Origin of the sequence: Ravibacter arvi (assembly GCF_039540405.1) — a bacterium.
GTDB lineage: Bacteria > Bacteroidota > Bacteroidia > Cytophagales > Spirosomataceae > Ravibacter > Ravibacter arvi.
On sequence record NZ_BAABEY010000034.1, the window covers coordinates 17,474 to 40,016 of the forward strand.

General features: G+C 51.1%; 20 protein-coding genes. 1 reads left to right on the forward strand and 19 read right to left on the reverse strand.

The genetic code is table 11. From position 1 onward, the window contains the following. Positions 1 to 63: 63 nt before the first annotated feature. The 19 genes from ABD852_RS19595 to ABD852_RS19685 form a co-directional block, all read right to left on the reverse strand. Complete coding sequence (locus ABD852_RS19595) at positions 64 to 1,158, reverse strand: FecR family protein (RefSeq protein ID WP_345032020.1); 1,095 nt, start codon at positions 1,156 to 1,158, stop codon at positions 64 to 66. Positions 1,159 to 1,232: 74 nt separating this feature from the next. After that, the gene (locus ABD852_RS19600) at positions 1,233 to 1,826 is read right to left on the reverse strand and encodes an RNA polymerase sigma factor (RefSeq protein WP_345032022.1); all 594 of its coding nucleotides are present in this window, start codon (positions 1,824 to 1,826) and stop codon (positions 1,233 to 1,235) included. 37 nt (positions 1,827 to 1,863) lie between these two features. After that, on the reverse strand, positions 1,864 to 2,643 hold the full coding sequence (locus tag ABD852_RS19605; RefSeq protein ID WP_345032025.1) for a 3-hydroxyacyl-CoA dehydrogenase: 780 nt from the start codon (positions 2,641 to 2,643) through the stop codon (positions 1,864 to 1,866). Positions 2,644 to 2,875: 232 nt separating this feature from the next. Beyond that, entirely contained in the window at positions 2,876 to 3,280 is a 405-nt protein-coding gene (locus tag ABD852_RS19610) for a cytochrome C (RefSeq protein ID WP_345032028.1), read from the reverse strand. Between the two features lie 110 nt (positions 3,281 to 3,390). Next, positions 3,391 to 3,654: a hypothetical protein gene (locus tag ABD852_RS19615; protein ID WP_345032031.1), complete on the reverse strand. Its 264-nt coding sequence runs from the start codon at positions 3,652 to 3,654 to the stop codon at positions 3,391 to 3,393. A gap of 6 nt (positions 3,655 to 3,660) precedes the next feature. Beyond that, on the reverse strand, positions 3,661 to 4,668 hold the full coding sequence (locus ABD852_RS19620) for a cbb3-type cytochrome c oxidase subunit II (protein WP_345032033.1): 1,008 nt from the start codon (positions 4,666 to 4,668) through the stop codon (positions 3,661 to 3,663). 19 nt (positions 4,669 to 4,687) lie between these two features. After that, positions 4,688 to 6,814 (reverse strand): cbb3-type cytochrome c oxidase subunit I, encoded by a 2,127-nt coding sequence (locus ABD852_RS19625; protein WP_345032036.1) that lies wholly within the window; start codon positions 6,812 to 6,814, stop codon positions 4,688 to 4,690. Further along, positions 6,811 to 7,533 carry an iron-sulfur cluster repair di-iron protein gene (gene ric, locus ABD852_RS19630; RefSeq protein ID WP_345032039.1) on the reverse strand — a complete coding sequence of 241 codons (723 nt, stop codon included), beginning with the start codon at positions 7,531 to 7,533 and terminating at the stop codon, positions 6,811 to 6,813. Before ric ends, ABD852_RS19625 begins: the two co-directional genes overlap by 4 nt. 39 nt (positions 7,534 to 7,572) lie before the next feature. Beyond that, a complete protein-coding gene (locus ABD852_RS19635) occupies positions 7,573 to 7,968 on the reverse strand; it encodes a group III truncated hemoglobin (RefSeq protein ID WP_345032042.1) in 396 nt (131 codons plus the stop codon). A gap of 52 nt (positions 7,969 to 8,020) precedes the next feature. Next, positions 8,021 to 8,455: an RrF2 family transcriptional regulator gene (locus ABD852_RS19640; RefSeq protein WP_345032044.1), complete on the reverse strand. Its 435-nt coding sequence runs from the start codon at positions 8,453 to 8,455 to the stop codon at positions 8,021 to 8,023. A 117-nt stretch (positions 8,456 to 8,572) separates the two neighbouring features. Continuing rightward, the gene (locus ABD852_RS19645) at positions 8,573 to 9,484 is read right to left on the reverse strand and encodes an EamA family transporter (protein ID WP_345032046.1); all 912 of its coding nucleotides are present in this window, start codon (positions 9,482 to 9,484) and stop codon (positions 8,573 to 8,575) included. Between the two features lie 183 nt (positions 9,485 to 9,667). Further along, on the reverse strand, positions 9,668 to 10,348 hold the full coding sequence (locus ABD852_RS19650; RefSeq protein ID WP_345032047.1) for a zinc metallopeptidase: 681 nt from the start codon (positions 10,346 to 10,348) through the stop codon (positions 9,668 to 9,670). Positions 10,349 to 10,403: 55 nt separating this feature from the next. Then, entirely contained in the window at positions 10,404 to 10,892 is a 489-nt protein-coding gene (gene rfaE2, locus ABD852_RS19655) for a D-glycero-beta-D-manno-heptose 1-phosphate adenylyltransferase (protein WP_345032048.1), read from the reverse strand. Positions 10,893 to 10,987: 95 nt separating this feature from the next. Next, complete coding sequence (locus tag ABD852_RS19660) at positions 10,988 to 14,467, reverse strand: DUF1080 domain-containing protein (RefSeq protein WP_345032049.1); 3,480 nt, start codon at positions 14,465 to 14,467, stop codon at positions 10,988 to 10,990. 31 nt (positions 14,468 to 14,498) lie between these two features. Further along, positions 14,499 to 15,779 (reverse strand): Gfo/Idh/MocA family oxidoreductase, encoded by a 1,281-nt coding sequence (locus ABD852_RS19665; RefSeq protein ID WP_345032050.1) that lies wholly within the window; start codon positions 15,777 to 15,779, stop codon positions 14,499 to 14,501. A 48-nt stretch (positions 15,780 to 15,827) separates the two neighbouring features. Further along, the gene (locus tag ABD852_RS19670; RefSeq protein WP_345032051.1) at positions 15,828 to 16,733 is read right to left on the reverse strand and encodes a sugar phosphate isomerase/epimerase family protein; all 906 of its coding nucleotides are present in this window, start codon (positions 16,731 to 16,733) and stop codon (positions 15,828 to 15,830) included. An 81-nt stretch (positions 16,734 to 16,814) separates the two neighbouring features. After that, on the reverse strand, positions 16,815 to 18,098 hold the full coding sequence (locus tag ABD852_RS19675) for a Gfo/Idh/MocA family protein (RefSeq protein ID WP_345032052.1): 1,284 nt from the start codon (positions 18,096 to 18,098) through the stop codon (positions 16,815 to 16,817). 162 nt (positions 18,099 to 18,260) lie between these two features. Next, positions 18,261 to 20,765, reverse strand: coding sequence for a PIG-L family deacetylase (locus ABD852_RS19680; protein ID WP_345032053.1), 2,505 nt, complete (start codon positions 20,763 to 20,765; stop codon positions 18,261 to 18,263). Between the two features lie 88 nt (positions 20,766 to 20,853). Next, positions 20,854 to 21,522: a Rossmann-fold NAD(P)-binding domain-containing protein gene (locus ABD852_RS19685; RefSeq protein ID WP_345032054.1), complete on the reverse strand. Its 669-nt coding sequence runs from the start codon at positions 21,520 to 21,522 to the stop codon at positions 20,854 to 20,856. A 595-nt stretch (positions 21,523 to 22,117) separates the two neighbouring features. Here ABD852_RS19685 and ABD852_RS19690 point away from each other — a divergent pair. Next, positions 22,118 to 22,297: a hypothetical protein gene (locus ABD852_RS19690; RefSeq protein ID WP_345032055.1), complete on the forward strand. Its 180-nt coding sequence runs from the start codon at positions 22,118 to 22,120 to the stop codon at positions 22,295 to 22,297. Positions 22,298 to 22,543 lie beyond the last annotated feature (246 nt).

Genomic DNA, 22,543 nt, shown 5'->3' on the forward strand with positions numbered 1-22,543 from the left:
AAGGGGGAAGCAGATTATATCATAGGCTGGGACTTGAAGGTTATAAGGTGTAGGGAAAGGAGTTTAATTTTTATCGCGGTCACAGCCTAACCCGGTGATGAAAACCTGGTCGTTCTCTATCCTGAAATTCGCGCGAACCGCGAGTGTTACCAGTTTCAGTTTCTCGTCAAAAGGCTCTCCCGTAAGCGAAGCAGTAACCGGACATTGCCCGAAAACGCTTTTGTCATACCGGATCTTAACATTATACGCTTTCTCGATCTGCTCGAAAATATCGCCGACCAATACTTCGTCGTATTCGAACCGCATCCGGTCGATGTCCGGTACCGGAACTGCTTTCTGTTCTGCCGGCGGCAATTCCTCCGTTAACCGGGGACTCGTTTCCTTCTGGAAAAAGCCTTGCTGATTAGGCATCAAAACAAGCGGATTATCAGCTTCAGAAGAAGAATCCCGGTCCGACCTGTACACTGAGACTTTCCCCGTCTTGACGAAAACCGATACACGCCCGTCTTCGGGATAGGCGCGTACATTAAAGCTGGTTCCCAGGACCCGCGTGGTATAATCGTGCGTCCGGACAAAGAAAGGCCTCAAAGAATCTTTCGCTACCTCAAAAAAAGCCTCGCCTACCAGGTATACTTCTCTCCTCCCCGGCTCAAAGCTTGCCGGGAAGATGATCTTGCTATTCTTTTTCAATAGTGCAGAGCTGCCATCGGACAAAATCACCAGACGTTTATCCGGCCCGGCACTCACTACTTTCATGGCCTCGTCCTGCATGGGTTCACCCACCAATACATCTGGCCGGTCCTGGTAAATTTGCGCCCACCACGCAGCAAACAGCGCAAGTCCCGCGACCACCGCCGCCCAGTATACCAGCGGGGACAGTCTGCGCACCTTTATACGACCGTTCTCCTGATCCTCTATCCTTTTCAGCACCGATCGCTTCAAAGCCGCAATCTCTAAATCCGCAACGGGAGGCACCGGGAGACTATCCGTTAGCAAGACCATTTTTCTTGCAATTTCCACCTTCTGGCGCATAAAGGGATATGTTTCCAGCCAGTTCTGCCAGAATGTCTCCGCTTCAATATCTGCGGATTTTACCCATCGGATAAAAAACTCGTCCGCAGCGAAATCTTCGGGCTGAAAATCCAGATATGCTTTCATTGGTTGCAAACAAAAAATGCGCTCAAAATGAAGAGCGCATATCCCGATTTTACTACCAAAGAAAATTACATATTCTATAAAAAAAACAGGAAAAAGTTATTCACAAGGCATTTGCGCAGCTTGGAAAGTGCATTTTGAAGCGTGTTTGCAATTGTTTGCTCTTTTAGCTCAAGCAATTTTGCTATCTCGCGGATCTTCAGGTTCGAATAATATTTCAATGAAATTACTTCCCGCTCTCTTGGTGTGAGCGCCTCCAGCGAAAGCCGGAGCCGGTCCTGCCGGTCCATTTCGTCTTCCAGTTGCACGAACACAGCCTCAGGCGAGCTCTCCGTATCCGGGATTTCCTTTACCCCGATGTCTTCAGAAGGAACCTTCCGTTCACGGGCGAGCTGTTTGAAAAGAGCGTTCCGTAGGCACTGATACAAATAGAATTTAACCTTAACCGCACCCGCCAGGTTTTTACGGTAGGTCCAGATATCGACAAACACGTCCTGAAGCACGTCCTTGACCATACCCAAATCTGCATGAATGCGGAAGCCATAGGTCAGAAGTTCCCTCGCATAGATCTCAAACAACTCTCCAAGCGCTTCCCGGTCGTCGCCGGTGATCCGCTGCCATAGCAATTGATCCCGGTCCGGTGCATTCCCTGTGTCCTGCTGTTTATCCATCGAATCCTCTTGGTGCTTTTCAAGATCTGAAGCGGCGCTATCTGGGCGCCATGCGAATAGCGCCGTCAAGCCGGATCACTTCCCCATTCAGCATAGGGTTCCGGACAATAGCGGCTACCAGGTCCGCAAATTCGGCAGGTTTACCAAGGCGGGGTGGAAAAGGGACCTGCTGACCCAATGACGTTTTTACTTCTTCGGAAAGATTGGCCAACAATGGAGTTTCAAAGAGTCCCGGTGCGATTGCCATCACCCGTACGCCGAGCGATGCCAGGTCCCGGGCGGCAGGTAAGGTCATGCTGGCGATAGCGCCCTTGCTGGCCGCATAGGCAATTTGCCCGATCTGGCCGTCAAAAGCAGCGACCGATGACGTGTTGAGTACCACACCCCGCTCGCCATTCTCATCGGGCTCGTTCGCCTGCATCGCAAAGGCAGCAAGCCGCATCACGTTAAACGTGCCGACAAGGTTTACCTGGACAACGGTATTGAACAGACCGAAAGGGTGCGGGCCCGGCACGCCATTTATCTTACCTACCGTTTTGCTCCCCGCCACAATTCCGGCACAGTTCACGGCAATATGCAGCGACCGGTAGGCACGCAGGGTTTCGTCGATCGCTGCCTGCACCTGGTTTTCCTGCGTTACGTCGCCGATATGGAGCCGGACCTGCCCGCCGAATTCCTTCTCCAGCTCTCTCCCCCGCCCTTCGTGCAGGTCAAAAATCAGCACGTTACAACCCTCTCCGGCGAGCCTTCTCGTGGTTGCTTCGCCTAATCCCGACGCTCCTCCACTGACTATTGCCGTTTTTCCTGTTAAATCCATTCCAATAAAATGTACATTTTTCAGACAAAGATGCACATTTCGAGAGAAATCGGAAATCAGAAATCGGAAATCGGCCGCGCCGCATAGTGCGATTGCGTCGGCCAACCTCCGATTTTCAATGTCAATTCCCGTTTTCCTGTTTCAGATGTCCGCTTTCCGATTCCAGTTTTTCCGACATCCGATTTCCGTTTTTCCGACATCCGATTTCCGACATCCGACTTCCCTTTTCCAATCAAGGCGCGTCAAGGTACCGGATTACGTAGTACAACGCCCAACCGGTAAAAAGAATAATGATGATCCAAACCCAGGAAGGAATACTTTGCGGCGTTTCGCTGCCTGATATGAGGAAAGATTTCTGGTCGCCTTTTCCGTAAGCATTGATCATGAGCGGCAGAACACCCTCTACTACGTCGTTCTCTTTTATGCCTTCAATAGCAATTGCCGGTCCGTTGCGAACAGTAAACGGAATAACCCGGACGCCTTCCTTTCCTGACGGATCTTTACTTACAATTTTAAGAGAATGACTGCCGTCAGCCAGTTTACGGGTATCCAGGTCGAAATTGGTGGGCGCAAGCGCTTCGGCTACCGGCTGTACGTCGTCGTCCACAAAAATCAGTACTTTGCTTTTTCCACTCATTTTCGTTGTAATAGAAAGCTGTGAGTAGTGAGGTATTAGCTGTGAGTAGTGAGGTATTAGCTGTGAGCCGGAAGGATTGGGCTGCTAAAACCTTACGACTCCTGGCTATTTCACCAGTTGTTTAAAACAGTTCGTTTGATATGCCCGGCAGAACCCTCACCCGGTTTTACCAACCATTTCACCGAAAAAAAAAGAGTGAGCAGGACCACCGCTGCAATCACGCCGATGATCAGGTAGTCCCACCGGCTCTCCGGCCCGGCCCCGTGAACCAGGCCTCTGAACACAGCAGGTTGGTTGCGCTCGCATACCGGACAGGCATTTACCTCGCCTGCACCCAAGGAGACCAGCAAAAACAATGCGATTCTACTTTTCATATCCTGTTACTCACTGCGTTGTTGAATCGAATCCAGGAGCTCTTTTATCTCTTCTACACTAACCACAGGCGCGTCGTTGCCCCAGCTGCTGCGCTCATAGTTGATAATGGCCGCTACTTCATGCTCCGTCCACCCCTGGTTGGTACCGACTGCTGCCATCGAGGCATATTCCGGGCGCGCATCATAACCGTTCATAATAATATCTATGTAAAGGCGAAGGTCGCCACCGGTCACAATCCTGCTCCCTTTCAGCGGCGGGAAGGCTCCTGCCAGCCCTTCCCCGTTTGCCTGGTGACAGGCCGAGCAATTGGCCATGTACAACGCTTCCCCGTCAGCAACAGGTGTTTCTTCCCGACCGGCAGATACACCCGCTTTTTTCTCCGTTTTGTAGAGAAAGGCAGGTGTATTTTCGGCTTCCGGCAGTTTCGCCTGCTTGAGCGACTGAAGGTAAGCGACCAGGTCAAGCGCCTCAGCCGTTGCCACTATTTTCCCGTTTCTTCCCTGCATGTGAGCGGGCGGCACACTTACAACCACATCTTCCGCCGCAGGTGCTTCCGTGTACCTGAACAGGAAAGGATAGGCCGGCATGACCGATTCTTTCACTACAATACGAGGATTAAACAAGTGTACCAGGTTCCATTCCCGGCCGGGCTGCCTGGTACCCACGTCCGTCAGGTCCGGACCGGTACGTTCCGTTCCCATCAGGGTAGCCGTATTTCGCCAGAAGTCCATGCGCGTGTTTCCGGCATAATCGGCAGCTATCGAAGGCCGGCTTCCCCATACCCGGTCCATATCCACATTTCTAACCTGCTGGCTGTGGCAGGCGACACAGCCATTGGAAACAAACACCGCCTTCCCCCTTGCCGCCTGCGCGGTTAATGGCTGAGCATCCGGCAGGGGGCGCACCGCCGCCTGGTTATTCAGCGCGGGCAGAATGGCTACAAAAAGTGTAAGCACCACGAACATCAGCGTAGCCAGGCCGAACAGTTTATGATGACTATTAAAAAAACTCATATTAAAAGTCCGGTTTTGGCTAATTTTTCCCGGTAACCGCCAGGTTTCGGATTGCCATCTCGCTTATATCCGTTTCTTCCTGTTTGCGGTTCACCATTTTATAAAAGTTGTAAGCGAAGAAAAGGTGAGAGAACCACATCAGTGTTCCGCCTATCGCCCGCCACAGCCAGTAAGGCATCATGAGCTTCACACTCTCCAGGAACGGTTCCCCTGCCATCCATGACAAGCCGCGGAGTGTGCCTCCGTACATCAGCGGTATAGTATAAAAGAGCAAACCGATAAGTGCGAGCCAGAAATGGATCCCTATCGTGATCTGAGGTGCTTCTTTCCCGGTAATACGCGGCAGAAGCGCATACATGCCTGCCCAAAGGAAAAAACTGATAATACCATACATCGTGAGGTGCGAGTGCGCCACGGTAAAGTCGGAGAAATGCCACAGAAGATTGGTAAAACGGAACGCCTCCGCCGTTCCCTGCATGGAACCCGTGAAGTAAAAAAGAATACCAACCAGGAAAAACGGAATGGTGTAGCTATGTCGAACGTGGTGCCACGCCCCTCTGAAAGTCAGGAGAAAATTGGTCGTTCCGGCTACCACGGGTATCACCATACCGACGCTCGCTACTATGGCTACCGTCTGCAACCACCACGGGATCGCGCTGAATACAAAATGATGGGTTCCGATCAGGGTATAAAAGAGGATTTGCGTCCAGAAAGCCAGTATCCCGAGGCTATAGGAATAAATGGGCTGGTTGAGCTGCTGGGGGAGGAAATAATACACAATGCCCAGCGTGAAGAACATAAACCACATACCCACCGCCTGGTGCATGTAATAGCCCTGCACAATGGTTTCTCCAAGACCGTCCTGCCAGAAAGGCAGATAGCCTACCAACGCAATTACCGCAACAAAAATCAGTGCCGCAACCATGTACCAGTTCGAAATGTAAATCTCTTCGGTTTTCCGGTTGGCAATTGTCTTTATATAATTGGCCAGCGTAAGCGCAAGACCGGCCACGAATAGTGACATAATCGGGAACACATATTCGCGGTATTCTCCGCCTCCGTTGTTGATCCCGGCCATCAGGCTGCACGAGCCCGTCAATACGGCCAGGTTGACCAGGACCAGGGCGTACCAGGCCCACCTGATACTGGCCAGAGGGGTATTGCCTACACGCGGTACCACATAGTAGCCCAGCCCTAGCATCCCGAGAGAAGCCCAGCCCCAGAAAACCGCGTTGGTATGAACCGGCCTCAGCCTGCCAAAACTCAGCCAGCTTAAATGATCAGCATCAGGTGCAATGAATTTGATCCCCAGGTATTCGCCCACAGTCGTCCCGAACAACAGCCAGAAAATAGCGCTTCCGATATACCATAAGATTACCTTTGACAAGGCAGGGTCAATGTTAGGCCTCTGTGGAGCCTTCTTTTTGGCCGCCACCACCGGCAAACCCGACTTTTCATGGAAATATATCAACCCCCGCTTATCGTCCGGAGGCATAGAGCCCGACAGTTCCTGCCCGGAAAGCCGGTATTCCAATGCGGCTTTACGGTGTTCAAGTGCGTCTACCTCCTTTTCCGGCAGCTCATTGAAATATTTTGACAACTCCTCCGCTTCGCGGCTTTCAAATCTGCTTTTCGCTTTTCTGAGCACTTGATTCGCTTTGACGAGTATCAGCAGAAGCGCAAGCAAAACCGGGAGAGCAATAAGTACAATTGTGATGATCACACCGGTTTCACCCAGAATCGCACTTCCGCCTGGTTTAGCCGGAGCTTGTGCTGCCGCAGAATGTTGGAGAAAAACGGCAAAAATCACTGCCAGCGGGGTAGTTTTTGGTAGCCGGCGCTTGTTGTACTGCAGGATTTTCCCGATCTGCGTGCTGTTCAGCTTCTGGGAAACAGTGCGATACCTTTCAGAATTGCAGGTAGGGTCGATTTCCCGGTAATGCTGCCAGAGACGCCGTAACCGCATCGTTAATGATACCAATATGGTCGTGCCCAGGAGCAGCGCCGCGATCAGCAGCCCCACGATCAACCGGTCGCCATCAATGAAAAAACCCGATGGCAGCAGTTCCCGGGCCGGAAGCGGTGTTGCCACTGCCAACCCAGGGACGCACAAAAGAATTAACCGGGCAATGAAGTTTGATTTCATGCGTGTAAGTGTTCTTCCAGCTCAACCGACTTGGGGAACAAAATGTTGTTTTCAAGGTGAATATGCAGGTGCAGGTCGTCTTCAAACTCTTTCAGAAGCGACAACGTGACACGGTAGGTGTTACAGCCATCGGCCGGCGGCGTATAATCCCGGGTTAGTTCGGCTATACGACGAAACCGGGCCCCTTCGGTGTCATGTTCATGGATCATCATGCCAATGGGATTTTGAACGGAACCGAAAACCGCCTGTACCGGTATTCCGGATTTCGCCGCCGATACCATTTTACGGATGTAGGGAAACAGCATCAGCTCTTCTTTCTTCATATGTACCGCCAGTTCTCCCGCCGAAGCCTCGAAAAGTTGCTCTACCTCGAACAGCTCGGGGTGGCGATCGCCATGCACCAGTGCCACTTTTGACAGGAAAGGCCTGATTTCCTCTATTTTTGCCTCGACATAACGATGGTGCTTTTTCTCAACATAGTCTGCAAGCAAATCAAGCGGCCATGAATTGAAGTCGGGAGACCCGTCGCTTTTTTGCGTTCCTACCGCTTCCAATTGCCGGATCAGAGCGGTCGCTTCCAACTGTTTATGACTGCAGGCGTCGCCAATGCTGCGGTTGCCGTTGCAGCAGAAATCAATCCCGTTTCGTTTAAAAACAGCGGCGGTTCGATAGTCCTCCGCTACCAGTTCTCCTATGATGGAATCTTTATGAATGTTCATGATTGCTTTGTATGATTGTAAATGAAGATCGTCCGCTGGTCACGCGAGCTGAATGCTTGAATTGTTTCGGTAAAAAGTAATTTTTGACAGGAAAATCTCAGCCATCCGGTTGGCTTGCCACCTGGCACGCTCCGATCTGTCGCCCTCGAAGTACTCCTCCAGGGTGGCGTTGAAAAGTTGCAGCCACCGGTCAAAATGAGCTTTCTCAACAGGCAGTTGCGCGTGAGGGGGGAAAGGAGAGCCTTCATACGTATATTCCGACAGCAGAACGGCTTGCCAGAAGGTATACATCTTCTCCAAATGCTGCGGCCAACGGTCCTGAATGACGTTATTGAAAATATCGGCCAGCAGTTCGTCCTTCCGGACCTTATCGTAAAAGCTGTTCACCAAAACTTTGATATCATCGAGGCTTTCTATGGGTTTGACTGCTTTCATGACGCTTAATTTTATTTCGGATAATTTTGTCGTAAATACAAGTAAATTTTTTTTAACGCACCAAAATAGAAGCTCCTGACCTGAGCTTGGTGGCAAGATCATATACCGTAGTGGTTTCGAGCATTTTTTTCAACTCATTCCGAATCGAGAAAAAATGGTCATGCATAGGACAGGGCTCTGCTGCGTTGCATCGATCCAACCCCAGCGCACACCCCTTGTAAATAGAATCGCCGTCTATTGCGTACACAATTTCACTGACTTTCATATGCTTCATTCTTCCGACATCAATCTCGAAGCCTCCATACGGTCCTTTTACCGATCTGACAATCCGGTGTTTCGTTAGCGTGCCCAATATCTTGGCGGTAAATGCCTCCGGAGACCCCGAATGGTTGGCCACATCGCCGATTTTCACCCTCCTGTTTTCCAGAGATTGGGTGGCAATGTAAATGATGGCCTTTATACCGTATTCGCAAGCTTTTGAAAACATAGCCTTATTATATCCGGGTCAAAGATAGCCGCTTTTTCCATTTAAGACAAAAATATCTTAAATAAACTTTCAGAGAAAAAAGGCGCTGCCTGACGGGCGGGAAAGAGCCGGGTCAGTTTACTTCCGGCCTATGACTATGCATATTACGCCAATCAGAATGACGATCCCGGCCATGAGCGATTGTCCGCTCAAAACTTCGCCGGCAAATGCCCAGCCCAGGAACATGGCCACAACCGGGTTGACATAAGCGTAAGTGGAAAGAAGCTGCGGCGGCGCATTGCGGGCCAGCCAGGAATAGGAGCTGAAGCCAATGATCGACCCGAACACTACCAGGTAAAGAAGCGACCCGAGCGCCTTGTCGGGGGCTTCAAAAATGCTCCACATGGTCACAGGTTCAAACAGAAGGCTGACGGAGAGCAGCACAACGCCTCCTACCAGCATCTGGACGGCGCTGGATACCATCTGGCCCGGCAGCTTTAACCGGGCTGAAAGAAGCGTGCCGGCGGCCCAGAAAACATCGGCGAAGAAAATAAGGACAATACCGATCCAGCTTTCGGAAGAAGTCTCTTTAAAGCTTCCCGGCTGAACGAGCATCACGATACCGGCAATCCCGACCAGGAGGCCGGTCATCGCCAGTACGCTGGGTTTTTTCCTGGCAAAAGTTACCCAGTTCATCACTATCAGGAAAAGCGGAAGTAAACCGGCCAGCAGGGCGGCAATCCCGGTCGGCAGGTATTGTATGGCAATGGTCATACCGCCCATGGAGCATCCGAGCAACAATATGCCCAACAGGCCGGCGGACATACTTTCCCTGCCGTTCGGCCTGGCATGCCCGGATAAACGCGCTACCGGATATAGAATCCCTCCCGCTACCAGCAAGCGCCATCCGGCCATGTAGAGCGGCGGCATTGACTCCGTCATGAAATGAATAAAAAGGTAGGTCGACCCCCAGATAAAATAGACCGACAACAGGTTAAGTACCAGTTTTGATTGCTGTGACAATCCGCCCGACGTGGAGAAATGCATCATACCCTGAACATGCTATAATCCTGTTAAACGAGAGATGTGAATAACGAGTTCGCGTTTTTGTACAATTTTTTTTCCTTAGGTATTCCCGCTTTCCAGGCCCAATTCCCCCGGAAGTCTTCACTTCAAAAAAACAAAAAAAGAGGCCCAAGATGAGCCTCTTTCAACAGGATCCTGATGACAGGATTATTCTCTTCTACCCAGCAAAACCATTACATAGTAAAGAAGCGTTGCCAGGGAACCGATAGCAGCAACAAGATAAGTGCGGGCCGCCCATTTCAAGGCGTCGGCCGCCATACCGTGTTCAGCCTGTGTAACCACACCCTGACGATCGATCCAGGCGAGCGCCCGGTTACTTGCGTCATACTCCACCGGTAACGTAATAAAACTGAACAACGTAGTGAGTGCAAACAAAACCACGCCGATAGTCAATGGAATCGGGGTAGTGTTCAGAAGCAGGATCCCCGCCAGGATAATCCAGCTCATATAGCGCGAAGAAACGGTCAGCACCGGTACCATTTTCGACCGGAACTGAAGCCAGGAATACGCGGTCGCATGTTGCACAGCGTGCCCCACTTCGTGCGCTGATACCGCCGCAGCGGCTACGCTTCGCCCATAAAATACGTCGGGACTAAGGTTTACTGTCTTATCCTGCGGATTGTAATGATCTGTCAGAGTTCCCTCGACCGACTGTACCCGAACGTCATAAATCCCGTTATCATAGAGCATTTTTTCCGCAATTTCCTTCCCGCTCAAGCCTATCCGCAAGCCTACTTCCGAATACTCTTTAAACTTACTTTTCAATCTCCACTGCACATACCAACTGACCGCCATCACGATCAGACCTATCAGATAAGCACCGGCCATTTTTCTTCTTGTTTTGGTTTCAAATTATTTTTCAGCTACCGAAAATAAGAAATTCTCAGCTATAAGCCTCTCTTATTTTCTCGATTAGTGAAGAGGTCGAATACCCTTTCACCAAAGGGATGGTTTTCACCTCTCCTCCCCTGTTTGTCACAAAATCTGCGCCAACAATGTTTTCTACTGAATAATCGTCACCTTTTACCAAAATGTCAGGCTCCAGCTTCTCTATAACCTGCAAAGGTGTCGGTTCGTCAAACAAAATGACAGTGTCGACAAAAGACAAGGCCGCCATCAGCCGGGCCCGGGCGTATTCATTTACAACAGGCCGCAACGGTCCTTTTATCCGGCTTACCGAAGCATCCGTGTTGAGCGCGAGCACCAGCTTATCGCCAAGACTCCTGGCCTTTTCCAGGTAATCCACATGCCCCAGATGCACAATATCGAAGCATCCGTTGGTGAACACCACTTTCCGGCCCTCCGACTGCCATTGCCCGACCAGTGATTTCGCCTGGTCAAGATCAACTATTTTATTTGCAGACTCTGTCATGGTACTTCAGCGATGGATAGTTTTAATAGTATAACAAAAATAATGCCGCGTACGGTATTTCCGTACGCGGCATATCAACTCTGTGGGAAAACCGCTTATTTTTTCGATTTTCTCTCCTTCCTGCTTTTCTTTCCAGCCGGCTTTTCAACCACCGGTTCAGCCTGCTGAACCGAAAGGTCTTTCACGCGGATATTGCGGAATTTCACTTCGGTACCGTGGCCGAGGAAACCGATATGGCCGGTTTTCCGGCTCAATCCGGGGTGGTTCTTTTTGTCCAGCGTTCCATTTTTGGATGCCTCCGCCAGATCGCCATCCAGAATGACCGTACCGTTTAGTATTACTTTCACTTTCGACCCCTGTACGTAAACCTCCTCGTAGTTCCATTCGCCGACAGGCTTCAGGAAACCTCTTTTGGAAGGAATAATTCCATAGGCAGACCCGTGGTACTGGTATTGCTCCAGTTTGCTGTAGATCGGCGCGGTATCGTCCAGGATCTGCAACTCGGCGAAGCCGTTATAAGCGGCATCCCCTTCCAGCGGGGCGCGGATCCCCAGCCCGTTGTTGGCGCCCGGCGTAAGTTGGAATTCAAACTTGAAAACAAAGTCTGAATATTCGTCCTTCGTCACCAGGTTGCGGGTTCCACCGCTGTGATGGGGTTTCGGCCGCACTACCAGGTTGCCGTCCTCAATGAAGTAGTCCTCGGTATTCCCTACCCACTCGTGCATATTCGTGCCGTCAAACAATACTTTGAAGCCATCTGCCTTTTCCTGGGCCGACAGCTGGAAAGGCTCTACGCGAGGTAATTCCTTCACATAAATATCACGATACAAAACCCGAGTTCCATGTGCCTGAAGTTCGAGTTGCTCTACCGGGAAAATCGGGATCTTGCGGTCCCAGAAGTTTTCCAGTATGATGTTGTCAACCACGCGCTCCCCGTTCAGATCAACCGTAACCCGGTCGCCCACCATTTTAATGTAAAAGCTGTTCCATTCCCCCAGCGCGTTATCTGCAACCTTATTGGGAATGCTCTTATGGATCTTGTTGTTGTAGAGCCCGCCGGAACCCACCTGCGCGCCTGATTTCACGCGTGATGTATCCCAGATCTGCACCTGCGGCGTGCCGCGAAGATAAATTCCCGCATCGCCGTCTTTCCCGTTAGGGTCAAGCTGCCAGTCTACGTACATTTCGATATCCCCGTAGTTCTTGTTCGCCACGATGTTATCCCCACGGCCGGTAAATACCAGAACGCCGTTTTCAACCACCCAGCCTTTGCGCATTTTTTCGTCGGCAATTTTCTGTTTGTAGGCCAGGGAGTCTGCGCTCAGCTTCGCCCGTTTCAGAGGGTTGTCTACAAGTCCTTTCCAGCCGGTAAGGTCTTTGCCGTTGAAAAGTGATATAAATCCTTTGCTGTCCGGCAGCATCTCGGAAAGATGTTTCTTAATCGCTTCTTTCTGGTACTCACTGTCCTGGCCCTGAATAACCGCCATCGTTCTCGTCAGAAGACTGCGGACTTCCGGCCCGTCGAACTGTGGATTTCCAACTGCAATGGTCATTACAGCGTGGGCAGCTGTCTGCTGCAACTGGCTGTCGTCAAGGTATTTACCAACTGTCAGCAGCGAAAGAAAGGTCTTATTTCGCTGCAACTCATTGATAATCAGCTTTTTGCTATCAGCTGAGCCGGCCACCTCAAGTACCTTACGCAACTGGATAACCTTTTGCACCGGGTTGTCCTTGGAACGTTTTACCGTTTCAACGTAACCTGCAATCGCTTCATCACGGTAGTTTGCATTACCGGAAGCCTTCGCGATGCCATAGAGCTCGCCCAGGCTAGACTCATCAGACCATTCACTCAGTGCCTTGACCGCCGATTTTTTCTCGTCCTCCCCGCCATTGTTAAATGCGTTCATGGTCGCGCGAAGTGCTTCGGCACCTCCTACACTGGCCAAAACCGGCAGGTATGCCGCCTTATTAGGCGATTGGTTCATATTGCCCAGCAACTGAGACACCTGGCCCGCGCCACCCTGGCCTTTGATAGCCAATTTAACTGCATCCTGCACCCCGGCAAGGTTGCCTGCGTCTTTCACCGAGTTCAACAACCCGAAAAGCTGCGGCAGATCTTTTCCGCCTACGACGCCTTTCAGGGCTGAGAAAGCGGCTGCTTTCACTACAGGGCTTTTGCTGCCCAGGAGCCCGGTTACTACGTCCAGCTTGCTGTCTGCCCTGCGGCTGGCCAGAACATCAAGAAGGGCAACCTTCCCGGCATCGCTGGCGCCTGGTACAGCCGAAGCTACCTGGTCGATCAGATTATTACCTTTGGAAACCAGTAGAGCTGTTTTTACGGCCCCGATCACCGACTGATCGCCGGATTTCAATAGAGGCAGCAATTTACCGACCGACGACTCGCCGCCCAGTTTGCTAACGGCCGCAATAGCAGACAGTTTTACCGGAAGGGATTTGTCGGTAAGACCTTTAACAAGTGCAGGCAATGCTGCCTGGGTACCTGAATTTCCAAGGAATGAAATAATGTCTGACTTAACGGCCGGGTTCCCGGTCGTCAAAGCCTTCAGCAAACCGGCGGTTGAAACAGCCCCGCCGAACTTACCCAGGTTTTTAAGGGCGGCCCCTCTCAGTTTTCCATCTGTGCTTTGAGCAGCCTTTACCAATTCCGGGATGGCTGCTTCGCCTTTTGCTTCAGCCAGTATGCTCAACGCCGCAGCTTTTGTATGGATCTGCTGAGCGCCGGAAGCCTTCGCATACAAAGCCTGTGCAGATTGGGCAGCCAAGGCTTTATCTCCCTTTTTGCCCAGGTTAGCCAGGTATTGCAGGTAATTGGCCGTCGCGTTGGTTTCGTCGTAAATAAGTCCTGCCTTTTCTGCTGCCTTCCTCAAGGTAGGCTCCGAAGAAGCTGACCCGATTTTAGCCAGTGCATACTGGGCAACTTTGCTGACTTCCTTATCCTGGTCTGCTGCCGCACCTTCAATTGCAGAAGCCGCCGCCGCGAATTTCAGGTCGCCGAGCGCTTCTATCAAACTTGCCTGCCGGTTACCACTCGCATTCCGGAGTGATTTCAGCAGCGCGTCGCCGGCAGCCGGATTGCCCGATGCGGCCAGTGCACGTGCAGCAGGACCCGCAAGATCATTATCTTCAAGGAACGGCACAATGGCGTTCAACCCTTCGCCCTTGTCCACCTGCTGGAGTTGGAAGAGTACGAAAGCCTGGTTGGTTTTGTTTCCCAGTTTCGGCAGGGCATCTGCATAAGCTTCGGCCGCCATCTTCCGCCAGGCTTCCTGGCTCGTCTGGTTCACATAGTAGGTAAAGCCGCCAATGGCGTACTCTACGGCTGCATTTTGCGCTTTTTCAGGCGGTGTTAACCTTGAAACGAGCTGCGAGATACCGGTCTTCCCCAAAGCGGCTACTTCGGCCGCATTTCTTGCCAGCAGTTTCTGGTCATTGGCCGGGGTTTGCGCCAGCAGATCCGCTATCCGGGTCTCTACCGTCCTGGTATCGGCCCTCTGGGCCTGTGCCCATCCGCCGACAACACCTGATAGCAGAATGGTTAATAAATATTTTTTCACTTTCTATCCAGTAATGTTATTTCGATTTAGCTTACAAAGTATACGGAGCGCGCATAGGCTGATCGATCAGTCGGTTGGCGCCGTCATCGTCAATGAAGAGCTGCTTGACCGGATCGAATTTAAGCGACCTGTTCAGCCGGAGCGCAGCCAGTCCCATATTCACAATCGTACAGGAACGGTGGCCGTTTTCCTCGTTCAGCGCAAATTTCTGACGTTTTTTAACCGCTTCAACGAAATCGGTCACCTGCGGATCAGGATCCGGGAATGAAGCAAGCTTTTTCTCAAAATCCGGGATATCACAACGGAAACCATTGTATACCTTTCCGTTCGGCCCCTCAATGTAGGCTGCTTCCGTGTCCTTGCCTTCTCCGTCAAGGATAATTTTGCAGCCATCTTCATAGGTATACTCAATCCTTCTCCACGTACCCACCGCATCGGTGTGCTGTTGCGGAGCATCTACCTCCACGCTGATCGGACTGGTGTGGTCTTTCCCCAGGATGTACTGCACCGGGTCAAGATAGTGCTGGCCCATATCGCCCAAACCACCACCGTCGTAATCCCAATAACCCCGGAAGGTACCGTGTACGCGATGCTTATTGTATGGCTTGTAAGGAGCAGGCCCCAGCCACTTCTCATAATCCAGTTCAGCGGGTACCGGCTCGGGCTTCAGGTCGGTGCGGCCCACCCAGAAAAACTTCCAGTCGAAACCCGTATGCCGGCTTACGGTTACCTTCAGCGGCCAACCCAGCATACCGCTGTCCACCAGTTTTTTGATGGGTTTAACCGTGGTGTTCATCCCGTAAAAATTGGAATCAAAACGGAACCAGGTATTCAGCCTGAAAATCCTTCCATGCTGCTGAACGGCCTCCACCAGGCGTTTACCTTCGCCTATGGTGCGGGTCATCGGCTTTTCGGCCCATATATCTTTACCGGCGCGGGCTGCATCGGCGCCCATAATACCATGCCAATGCGGCGGAGTGGCGATGTGTACAATATCAACTTCGGGCAATTGGATCAGCTCCCGGTAATCGGTAAGTGCTTTTACGCCGCCGGGAAGCTTTGCAAGCGTTGATTTCAGGTGATTCTGATCGACGTCGCAGATCGCCACCACTCGGGTACCGGCATAAGAAAGGTGCCCCTGGCCCATACCGCCGACACCGATTACACCTTTTGTTAATTGGTCACTGGGCGCCAGAAATCCCTTGCCAAGAACATGACGGGGAACAATGGTAAACCCTGCCAGCACCGCAGCGGAACCCTTCAAAAAGTTACGCCTCGAGGTCTGGCCACTCAAATTTTTATCTTTCTCCATTTATGTAAATAAGTAAATGCTCTTTCGAATCCTTCCGTTGAAAGAAGATTATGCCTTAAAAATCCCGTCCATCCTTTCCTTGATAACGGTCAAACGGGCGCGGTCTCCGCCAGGAACCTCGGCGGAAGCCCAGCCGGAGTAGCCTATTTTCCGCAGAGCGTCATTTACAGCCGGCCAGTTGCAATCTCCTTCCATGAGCTCTACACCGAATCCTTTCCAAAGCCCTTCTTCGTTCATCTTTTTCAGGCTGAATTCTTTTATATCCAGTTTGAAAATCCGCTTGCCCAGCACTTCGATCCAATGTACAGGCCAACCGTAACGCAGGATATTTCCTACGTCAAAATACCAGCCTATCAACGGGTGATTGAACTCGTCTACATACCTTGCTGCTTCAATCGGGCTGAGGAGAAAATTGTTCCAGACATTTTCGAACGCAATTTTAATACCTGTCTCCTCCACGACCGGGATAAGTTTCTTTACCTCCGTAATGGACCGGTCCCAGGCTTCCTGGTAAGAGGTTTCTGCATTTACTACCCCCGGCACCAGCAATACCGTAGTGCCGCCGTATTTTTTGGTATCTCTCAAGGCCTGCACCATGGCATCAAAACATACCTTCCTTTTAGCGGGATCCCTGTCAGACAAAGGCGACTTCCAGTGGGCCGAGTTTACCGTACCCGGTAACTCCAATCCTGTTTTGTCCCTCGCATTAAGAATTTCCTTCATGGGCAGATCATTGGGCGAGTCCAGCTCTACTCCGTCAAATCCGATGTCTTTCAACATTTTAAATTTGTCGAGGACAGACATGTCACCTTTGACCATTCCCCATTTAAGGCTTTTCTTTACCATAGGGGCAGCAGCCTGCGACGAATTGCCCGCCGAAAACACCTCGGACGCGCTCAAACCGACTGCAGCGGCAGCCATGGCATTGGATATAAGGAAATCTCTTCTGTTCATAAAAACATAATGTCTACCACCTCAGACTTCTAAGTACCGAGATGGTAGACTTTTTAGTGAAACATTTTCTAATAAGTTGAATTAGCTAAATGCAGTGAATCCTGGTTTAGCTACTTCGGCAACCGGAACTGCGGTTTCCCAGGTATAGGTATCGGGGCCCAGTTTCTCGGTAGAATTCATTGCCTGTTCCCAGGTAATTTTCTTACCGGTATAAGCGGCCATACGACCCATGATCGCGATCAACGTGCTGTGCGACATCCATTCGCCGTCATTGATCGGCTTGCGGTTACGGATGGAAGCGAAAAGCTCATTGTGCTCGTTCTGGTACATGTCGCTCGCCGGACCGGTATATTTCCAGTTTTTAGCGCCTGTGATTTCGTGAACGCGTTTCGAACAATCCACCATTGCCCGTCCCTTTGAACCAAGGCTCTCTACCATGTAGGAAGTATCCGTATTGGCTTGCTGACGGGAGAAATGGAATCCTTTCGCGCCGTTTCCGTATTCATAGGTAATACCGAAATGGTCGAAAATATACCCGAACAAAGGATCTGTCCGCACCTGGCGGCCGCCGATTCCGATAGCGCTTTCAGGAAGCTTGCCTCCGAACGCCCACGACATCATGTCGATGCTATGAACGGCCTGCTCCACGATGTGGTCACCCGAAAGCCAGGTATAGTACATCCAGTTGCGCAGTTGATACTCCATGTCTGTCCAGCCTTCCTTACGCGGGAACGACCACAGCAGACCTGTATAATAAGTATTGTACACCGTATTTACTTCACCGATAGCACCATCCAGGATCTGGCCGAAGCTTGCTCTTTTCGGCTCGTCATAACGCCAGCAGAACCCTGAAACCAGTGAAAGATTTTTCTGCTTCGCCAATTTGGCCGCTTCCAATACTTTTCTCACACCCGGTGCATCTACTGCAACCGGTTTCTCGCAGAAAACGTGTTTGCCTGCATTTATGGCTGCTGTGAGGTGTTGCGGACGGAAATGCGGCGGAGTTGCGAGCAGCACCACGTCAACGCCTGACTCCAGCACCTTTTTATAGGCATCAAACCCGATAAACTTGTGTCCGTCGTCGACCTTTACTTTGTCTCCGTGAACTTTTTTAAGTCCGGCCAGGGAAGCTTCCAGCTTGTCGCTGAAAATATCGCCCATGGCATGCAGAACTACATTTGAGTCGGCACTCAAAGCTTGTTTCGCAGCTCCGGAACCCCGTCCACCGCAACCAATCAGACCGACTTTAAGCGTTTCACTGTTAACACCGGAAAAAGATTTAGTAGGAATTATGATGGATGGAAAACTGCTCCCTGCCAGGGCAAGGCCCGCAAGCTTCAAAACATCTCTTCGTGAAGTTGCCATTATATTAAAGTTATGATAATTTGTAAGCTGCTAATATAGTAGTTACTGTATTAATCGTCAAGACAAAAAAATGTTTTTAAAAAAGACAACTAAAGTGTATAGAAAACAATTAAATACCTGGTTATGCTTTCGTTAAGACTTTCAAATTTATTTCATCGTTTATTATTGCGCCTGCTTGCCCAGAGAAATTAAGTTCACAAATAACCTGTAGGCCCCCGGCACCCCTGCCGGCAGTTCGCGGAACCACGATAAACTTGAGTACACATAAAACCCTTTCCCCACCTGCGTATAGAGGATTCCTCCATCCAGGGGGGCGCCGCCGGGATCGTTGGAAGAAATGACGGTTTTGTATCTCTTATCCCAGTTTTGCGGAAAATAAAGTCCCCTTTCCTGCACCCAGCCATCAAAATCTTTTGCAGTGATCCGGTTAGGAAAACGCAACACCGGGCTGTTCGGGTCCAGTATGCGTACTGCAGCATCCTCTACACTTACACGCTCCCTTGAGAGATCGAATGGATAGGGACCCAATGCGCCCGCCGGCAGCTCGGAGCTCGTGTTATATTGTACAATTATATTACCTCCGGCTTCGGCATAAGCCAACAGTGCAGGAAGCCGGGCAGCCAACGCCGGCCTGGTATTAAAAGCCCTGACGCCCAATATCACGGCATCAAACTTACGGAGGCTGTTCGGATCCAGGTCTTTGTCCTCCAGAATTGTAACCTGGTAGCCTATCTCCCGCAACGAAGCCGGCATCGCGTCGCCTGCTCCCTCCACATACCCGATCGTATGTCCCTTAATTTTCAAATCCAGCCTGACCACCCTGGCTTTGCTTTGCGGAAAATACACTTGCCTGGGTATATGCTCATAAGCGATTACGCCCATACTGCGATCATAACGTTGCCCGTTTATTTCCGTCTCCGCCACTACCTCGCCATGAGCCTCTCCGGCCGGAGGCGTCACAGAAAAAGACAATTCCGTCTTCCCGGTTTCCGCCGCAACCCTGAACCGGCCGGAAGCAGGAGAAACCACCCAGCCGTCAGGCACTTTCAGGCGGACCACTCCCTCGGCTTTTCCCTGAACAGAGGTAACCGTTACCCGCACCTGCCTGGCCTTTCCGTCGCGGAACATGAATACGTCATCACTCAGCAGGGTATAAACCGGCGGGGCAATCACGACGGGCTCGTGTACTTCGCCCCTGACCGGGTCTCTTTTTTTGAAGATAACCGGTATCTTATAAGTTATCTTTTCTCCGGCGACCGACAGGTGGACCGCAACTTCTGCCGGGGGAGCGTTTTCCGGGAGACCGATTTTAAGCTGGTCCTTTACTTCGAACAGGCCGGCATAACCAATGTCTTTGTTTAGCCAGTAAGGATGTGAAATTGGCTGACTGACTGGTACAGGCGCCTTCAGCTCCAAACTTACCGGCTGATTATTTCTAAGCGTGCTGTCGACAGCAGTATTTCCCAGGCCGAAAGGGCCCTCAACCGATTCAAAGCTGACCGGCTGATCCGATCGGTTAATGGCCGATAACGAAAGCTTCATTTCCTGGCCCGGGGTATACAGGTTGTGGTCAACGACTGCTTCCAGGTGCAGCCCCAGTGCTTCCCGGATTACTTCATCGACTTCTCCCAGCTTGATCGGCGTCCAATAGTCGTTTTGTAAATTTTTAATGGAAGACCTGAGTTTGAGCAATGCGGGAACCGACGCAGCCGGATTCCTCAGATCATACCCTTTTTTTATCGCATCTATCTGGTCCGAGATTTTCTCTCCGCCTTCTACCCTCTCCCAACCGGTATTAATTCCTTCCATCAGGTCGGTTTGGGCCTTTTCACCTTTCACATACTCGAAATACTCTACGTCGGTCCCCCTCTCGGCCAGGGTTCCAAAACCCTGGCTTTTGTGCATACTCCTGCTTGTCGCGGCCAATTCGCCGTACGATGCACCGAGCAGCGGGTTAAAGGTCCCGATATCTAACTTTAAATAACTTGCCGCATTTTTTACAAACGCCTCCCGGTCTCTGATGAACCACATACTAATATTCCACACCAGGCGCTTCGGCTGCCAGGTTTTAACATAGGATAGTTGTTCGGGAAACCGGTTCGGATCGCCGGCTGCGTCGAATGCTTCAGCCGCCAGCAGCGCCGACGCCGTATGATGACCGTGTCCGGCACGTTCATCGGGAGGAAAACGCGTAACAATGATATCCGGCCTGGTTTTACGTATTACCCAGACTGCATCGGCCAGTACCTTTTCTCTGTCCCATACTGCGAGTGTCTCATCCGGGTTCTTGGAATATCCGAAATCATTTGCCCGGGTAAAAAACTGTTTTCCTCCGTCCACACCCCTGGCTTTCAGCAATTCCTGCGTCCTGATAATCCCCAGCAACTCCCGCATCTCGGGCCCGATCAGGTTCTGCCCGCCATCCCCGCGTGTCAACGATAAATATGCCGTCTGAAGCTTCCGCTCATTGGCCATAAAGGCAATAAAACCGGTATTTTCGTCATCCGGATGCGCTGCAAAATACAATACACTGCCCAAAACACCGAGCTTTTCTATCCGGTGAAATATCCTGGACGCATCAGGCTGCCCGGAGGAGCCTTGTGCAAAAGAAACACGTGCCAACGGCAATAGGAAAATAAAAAAAACAAGTCGTCTTATAAGCATCATTCAAATTGGAAGCTGAGCTTTGAAGATAGGGAAGATTCCTGTAAAGTCGGACAGGTAAGCGCCCGGCCCGCCCTTTTCCACAGAGCACTTAAAGAGTAGCGAGCCGGTTAATGTCCTTGGCTTCCAGGTGTTTAACCGGGTAATCTTCGTACATCGACCGGATCATGGCCTGTCCGATTTTGCCGGTAGTGGTAATACTTGGGGACTTTTTCAACAGGCCGAAAAAAGGTGTAGCCAGTACAATCAGGAAATTATAGAGCGGCGTTTTGGACTTAACTCCTTTTTCCGGCACTATCACACCGGGCCTGAAGGCGTATGCGTCCCGGAACCCTTTCCTGAGTACATAATTTTCCGTTCGCCCCTTCACCCTGGCCCACATGATTGCTCCTCTTTCCGTACTGTCGGTACCCGCCCCTGAAACATAGTTAAAAACCAGGTTCGGATTAATCCCGTAAAGCAGGTCGGCGAATTTGACAACTACGTCAAATGTAATCCTGGTGTAGGCATCTTCCTTCATACCAACGGAAGAAACGCCCATCGCAAAAAAACAAGCGTCATAGCCCCCGAATTCGTGCGCGATCGACGCTACATTCTGAAAATCCTGAAGCAGCACTTCACGTAGTTTGCTGTGAGAAATCCCCAGTGGAGATCGGTTTACCACCAGTACATGAGCCACTTCCGGACTTTCGAGGCATTCCAGCAAAATACCTCTTCCTACCATGCCGGAAGCCCCGGTTATAATGACATTGAAAGCCATGGGGTTTGTTTTTAGTAGTTGTTTCAAATTGGGAATAATAAAGATAGAATTTAAGCCGCGAATTCCATTGAAGCACGTTTGATGCTTTGATTTAAATAAACAACGCTTAGCTTTTGACCTGGTTGGGGATCAGACATCCTGCGGATTGTGTTAAAGGGGTCCGAAGGGCTCACCCGCCTACCGGATGGCAGCCTCCGGTAGGCAGCCTTCGACGAGCTCAGGCACCGTCCGGATGGTGCCTGCCTGACGGCGCCTGAGCCTCTCGAAGGCTGATCTTTGGATACCTATTCAATAGAAGCCATGCGTTCCATTATCAGGCATCTGTAACTTTGTTGTACAGAATTCACAAATAGGTTGTCTTATTCGTGAATTCGTGGCTTAAATGACCTGAGGGAGCAAGGGAACAAAATCATTGATACGCATTCGTCATCCCACAGCGTTGGGATCTCGCTGTTGCGGAGCGCAGCGGAGTCGAAGGATCTCCTGTTGGTATTAAAAAGCCCGTTGAAAGGGATTTGGTGCAGGAAGTGGGAGATCCCTCCACTGCGGTCGGAATGACCCTCCGGGTGGAGCGGCGCCAAACCTGTTGTTGTCAATGGTAGCGCATCTGCCGGATGGTCATCCTGAAGCGGAGCGCAGCGGAGTCGAAGGATCTCCTGTTGGTATTAAAAAGTCCTCTGAAAGGGATTGGGTACGGGGACCGGGAGATCCCTCCACTGCGGTCGGGATGACCCTTCGGTTGGTGCGGCGCCAAACCTGTTGTTGTCAATGGTAGCGCATCTGCCGGATGGTCATCCTGAATGGAACGCAGTGGAACTGAAGGATCTCCTGTTGCTATAAAAAGTCCTCTGAAAGGGATTGGGTACTGGGAGCAGGAGATCCCTCCACTGCGGTCGGGATGACTGTCCTGTGGCCGTCCGTTGCCAGCCTCACGGCTCACAGCTCATCCCTCACACCTGACCGCCCTAACGCAAAAAAGGAGACCCTTTTTTAGAGTCTCCTTGTCTTGGTAGTAATTGTG

What these genes read in the sequence shown, in the direction of transcription:
- ABD852_RS19595 (WP_345032020.1), bottom strand. Translation starts at nt 1,158, where the DNA reads ATGAAAGCATATCTGGATTTTCAGCCCGAAGATTTCGCTGCGGACGAG.
- ABD852_RS19600 (WP_345032022.1), bottom strand. Translation starts at nt 1,826, where the DNA reads ATGGATAAACAGCAGGACACAGGGAATGCACCGGACCGGGATCAATTG.
- ABD852_RS19605 (WP_345032025.1), bottom strand. Translation starts at nt 2,643, where the DNA reads ATGGATTTAACAGGAAAAACGGCAATAGTCAGTGGAGGAGCGTCGGGA.
- ABD852_RS19610 (WP_345032028.1), bottom strand. Translation starts at nt 3,280, where the DNA reads ATGAGTGGAAAAAGCAAAGTACTGATTTTTGTGGACGACGACGTACAG.
- ABD852_RS19615 (WP_345032031.1), bottom strand. Translation starts at nt 3,654, where the DNA reads ATGAAAAGTAGAATCGCATTGTTTTTGCTGGTCTCCTTGGGTGCAGGC.
- ABD852_RS19620 (WP_345032033.1), bottom strand. Translation starts at nt 4,668, where the DNA reads ATGAGTTTTTTTAATAGTCATCATAAACTGTTCGGCCTGGCTACGCTG.
- ABD852_RS19625 (WP_345032036.1), bottom strand. Translation starts at nt 6,814, where the DNA reads ATGAAATCAAACTTCATTGCCCGGTTAATTCTTTTGTGCGTCCCTGGG.
- ric (WP_345032039.1), bottom strand. Translation starts at nt 7,533, where the DNA reads ATGAACATTCATAAAGATTCCATCATAGGAGAACTGGTAGCGGAGGAC.
- ABD852_RS19635 (WP_345032042.1), bottom strand. Translation starts at nt 7,968, where the DNA reads ATGAAAGCAGTCAAACCCATAGAAAGCCTCGATGATATCAAAGTTTTG.
- ABD852_RS19640 (WP_345032044.1), bottom strand. Translation starts at nt 8,455, where the DNA reads ATGTTTTCAAAAGCTTGCGAATACGGTATAAAGGCCATCATTTACATT.
- ABD852_RS19645 (WP_345032046.1), bottom strand. Translation starts at nt 9,484, where the DNA reads ATGATGCATTTCTCCACGTCGGGCGGATTGTCACAGCAATCAAAACTG.
- ABD852_RS19650 (WP_345032047.1), bottom strand. Translation starts at nt 10,348, where the DNA reads ATGGCCGGTGCTTATCTGATAGGTCTGATCGTGATGGCGGTCAGTTGG.
- rfaE2 (WP_345032048.1), bottom strand. Translation starts at nt 10,892, where the DNA reads ATGACAGAGTCTGCAAATAAAATAGTTGATCTTGACCAGGCGAAATCA.
- ABD852_RS19665 (WP_345032050.1), bottom strand. Translation starts at nt 15,779, where the DNA reads ATGGAGAAAGATAAAAATTTGAGTGGCCAGACCTCGAGGCGTAACTTT.
- ABD852_RS19670 (WP_345032051.1), bottom strand. Translation starts at nt 16,733, where the DNA reads ATGAACAGAAGAGATTTCCTTATATCCAATGCCATGGCTGCCGCTGCA.
- ABD852_RS19675 (WP_345032052.1), bottom strand. Translation starts at nt 18,098, where the DNA reads ATGGCAACTTCACGAAGAGATGTTTTGAAGCTTGCGGGCCTTGCCCTG.
- ABD852_RS19680 (WP_345032053.1), bottom strand. Translation starts at nt 20,765, where the DNA reads ATGATGCTTATAAGACGACTTGTTTTTTTTATTTTCCTATTGCCGTTG.
- ABD852_RS19685 (WP_345032054.1), bottom strand. Translation starts at nt 21,522, where the DNA reads ATGGCTTTCAATGTCATTATAACCGGGGCTTCCGGCATGGTAGGAAGA.
- ABD852_RS19690 (WP_345032055.1), top strand. Translation starts at nt 22,118, where the DNA reads ATGGTAGCGCATCTGCCGGATGGTCATCCTGAAGCGGAGCGCAGCGGA.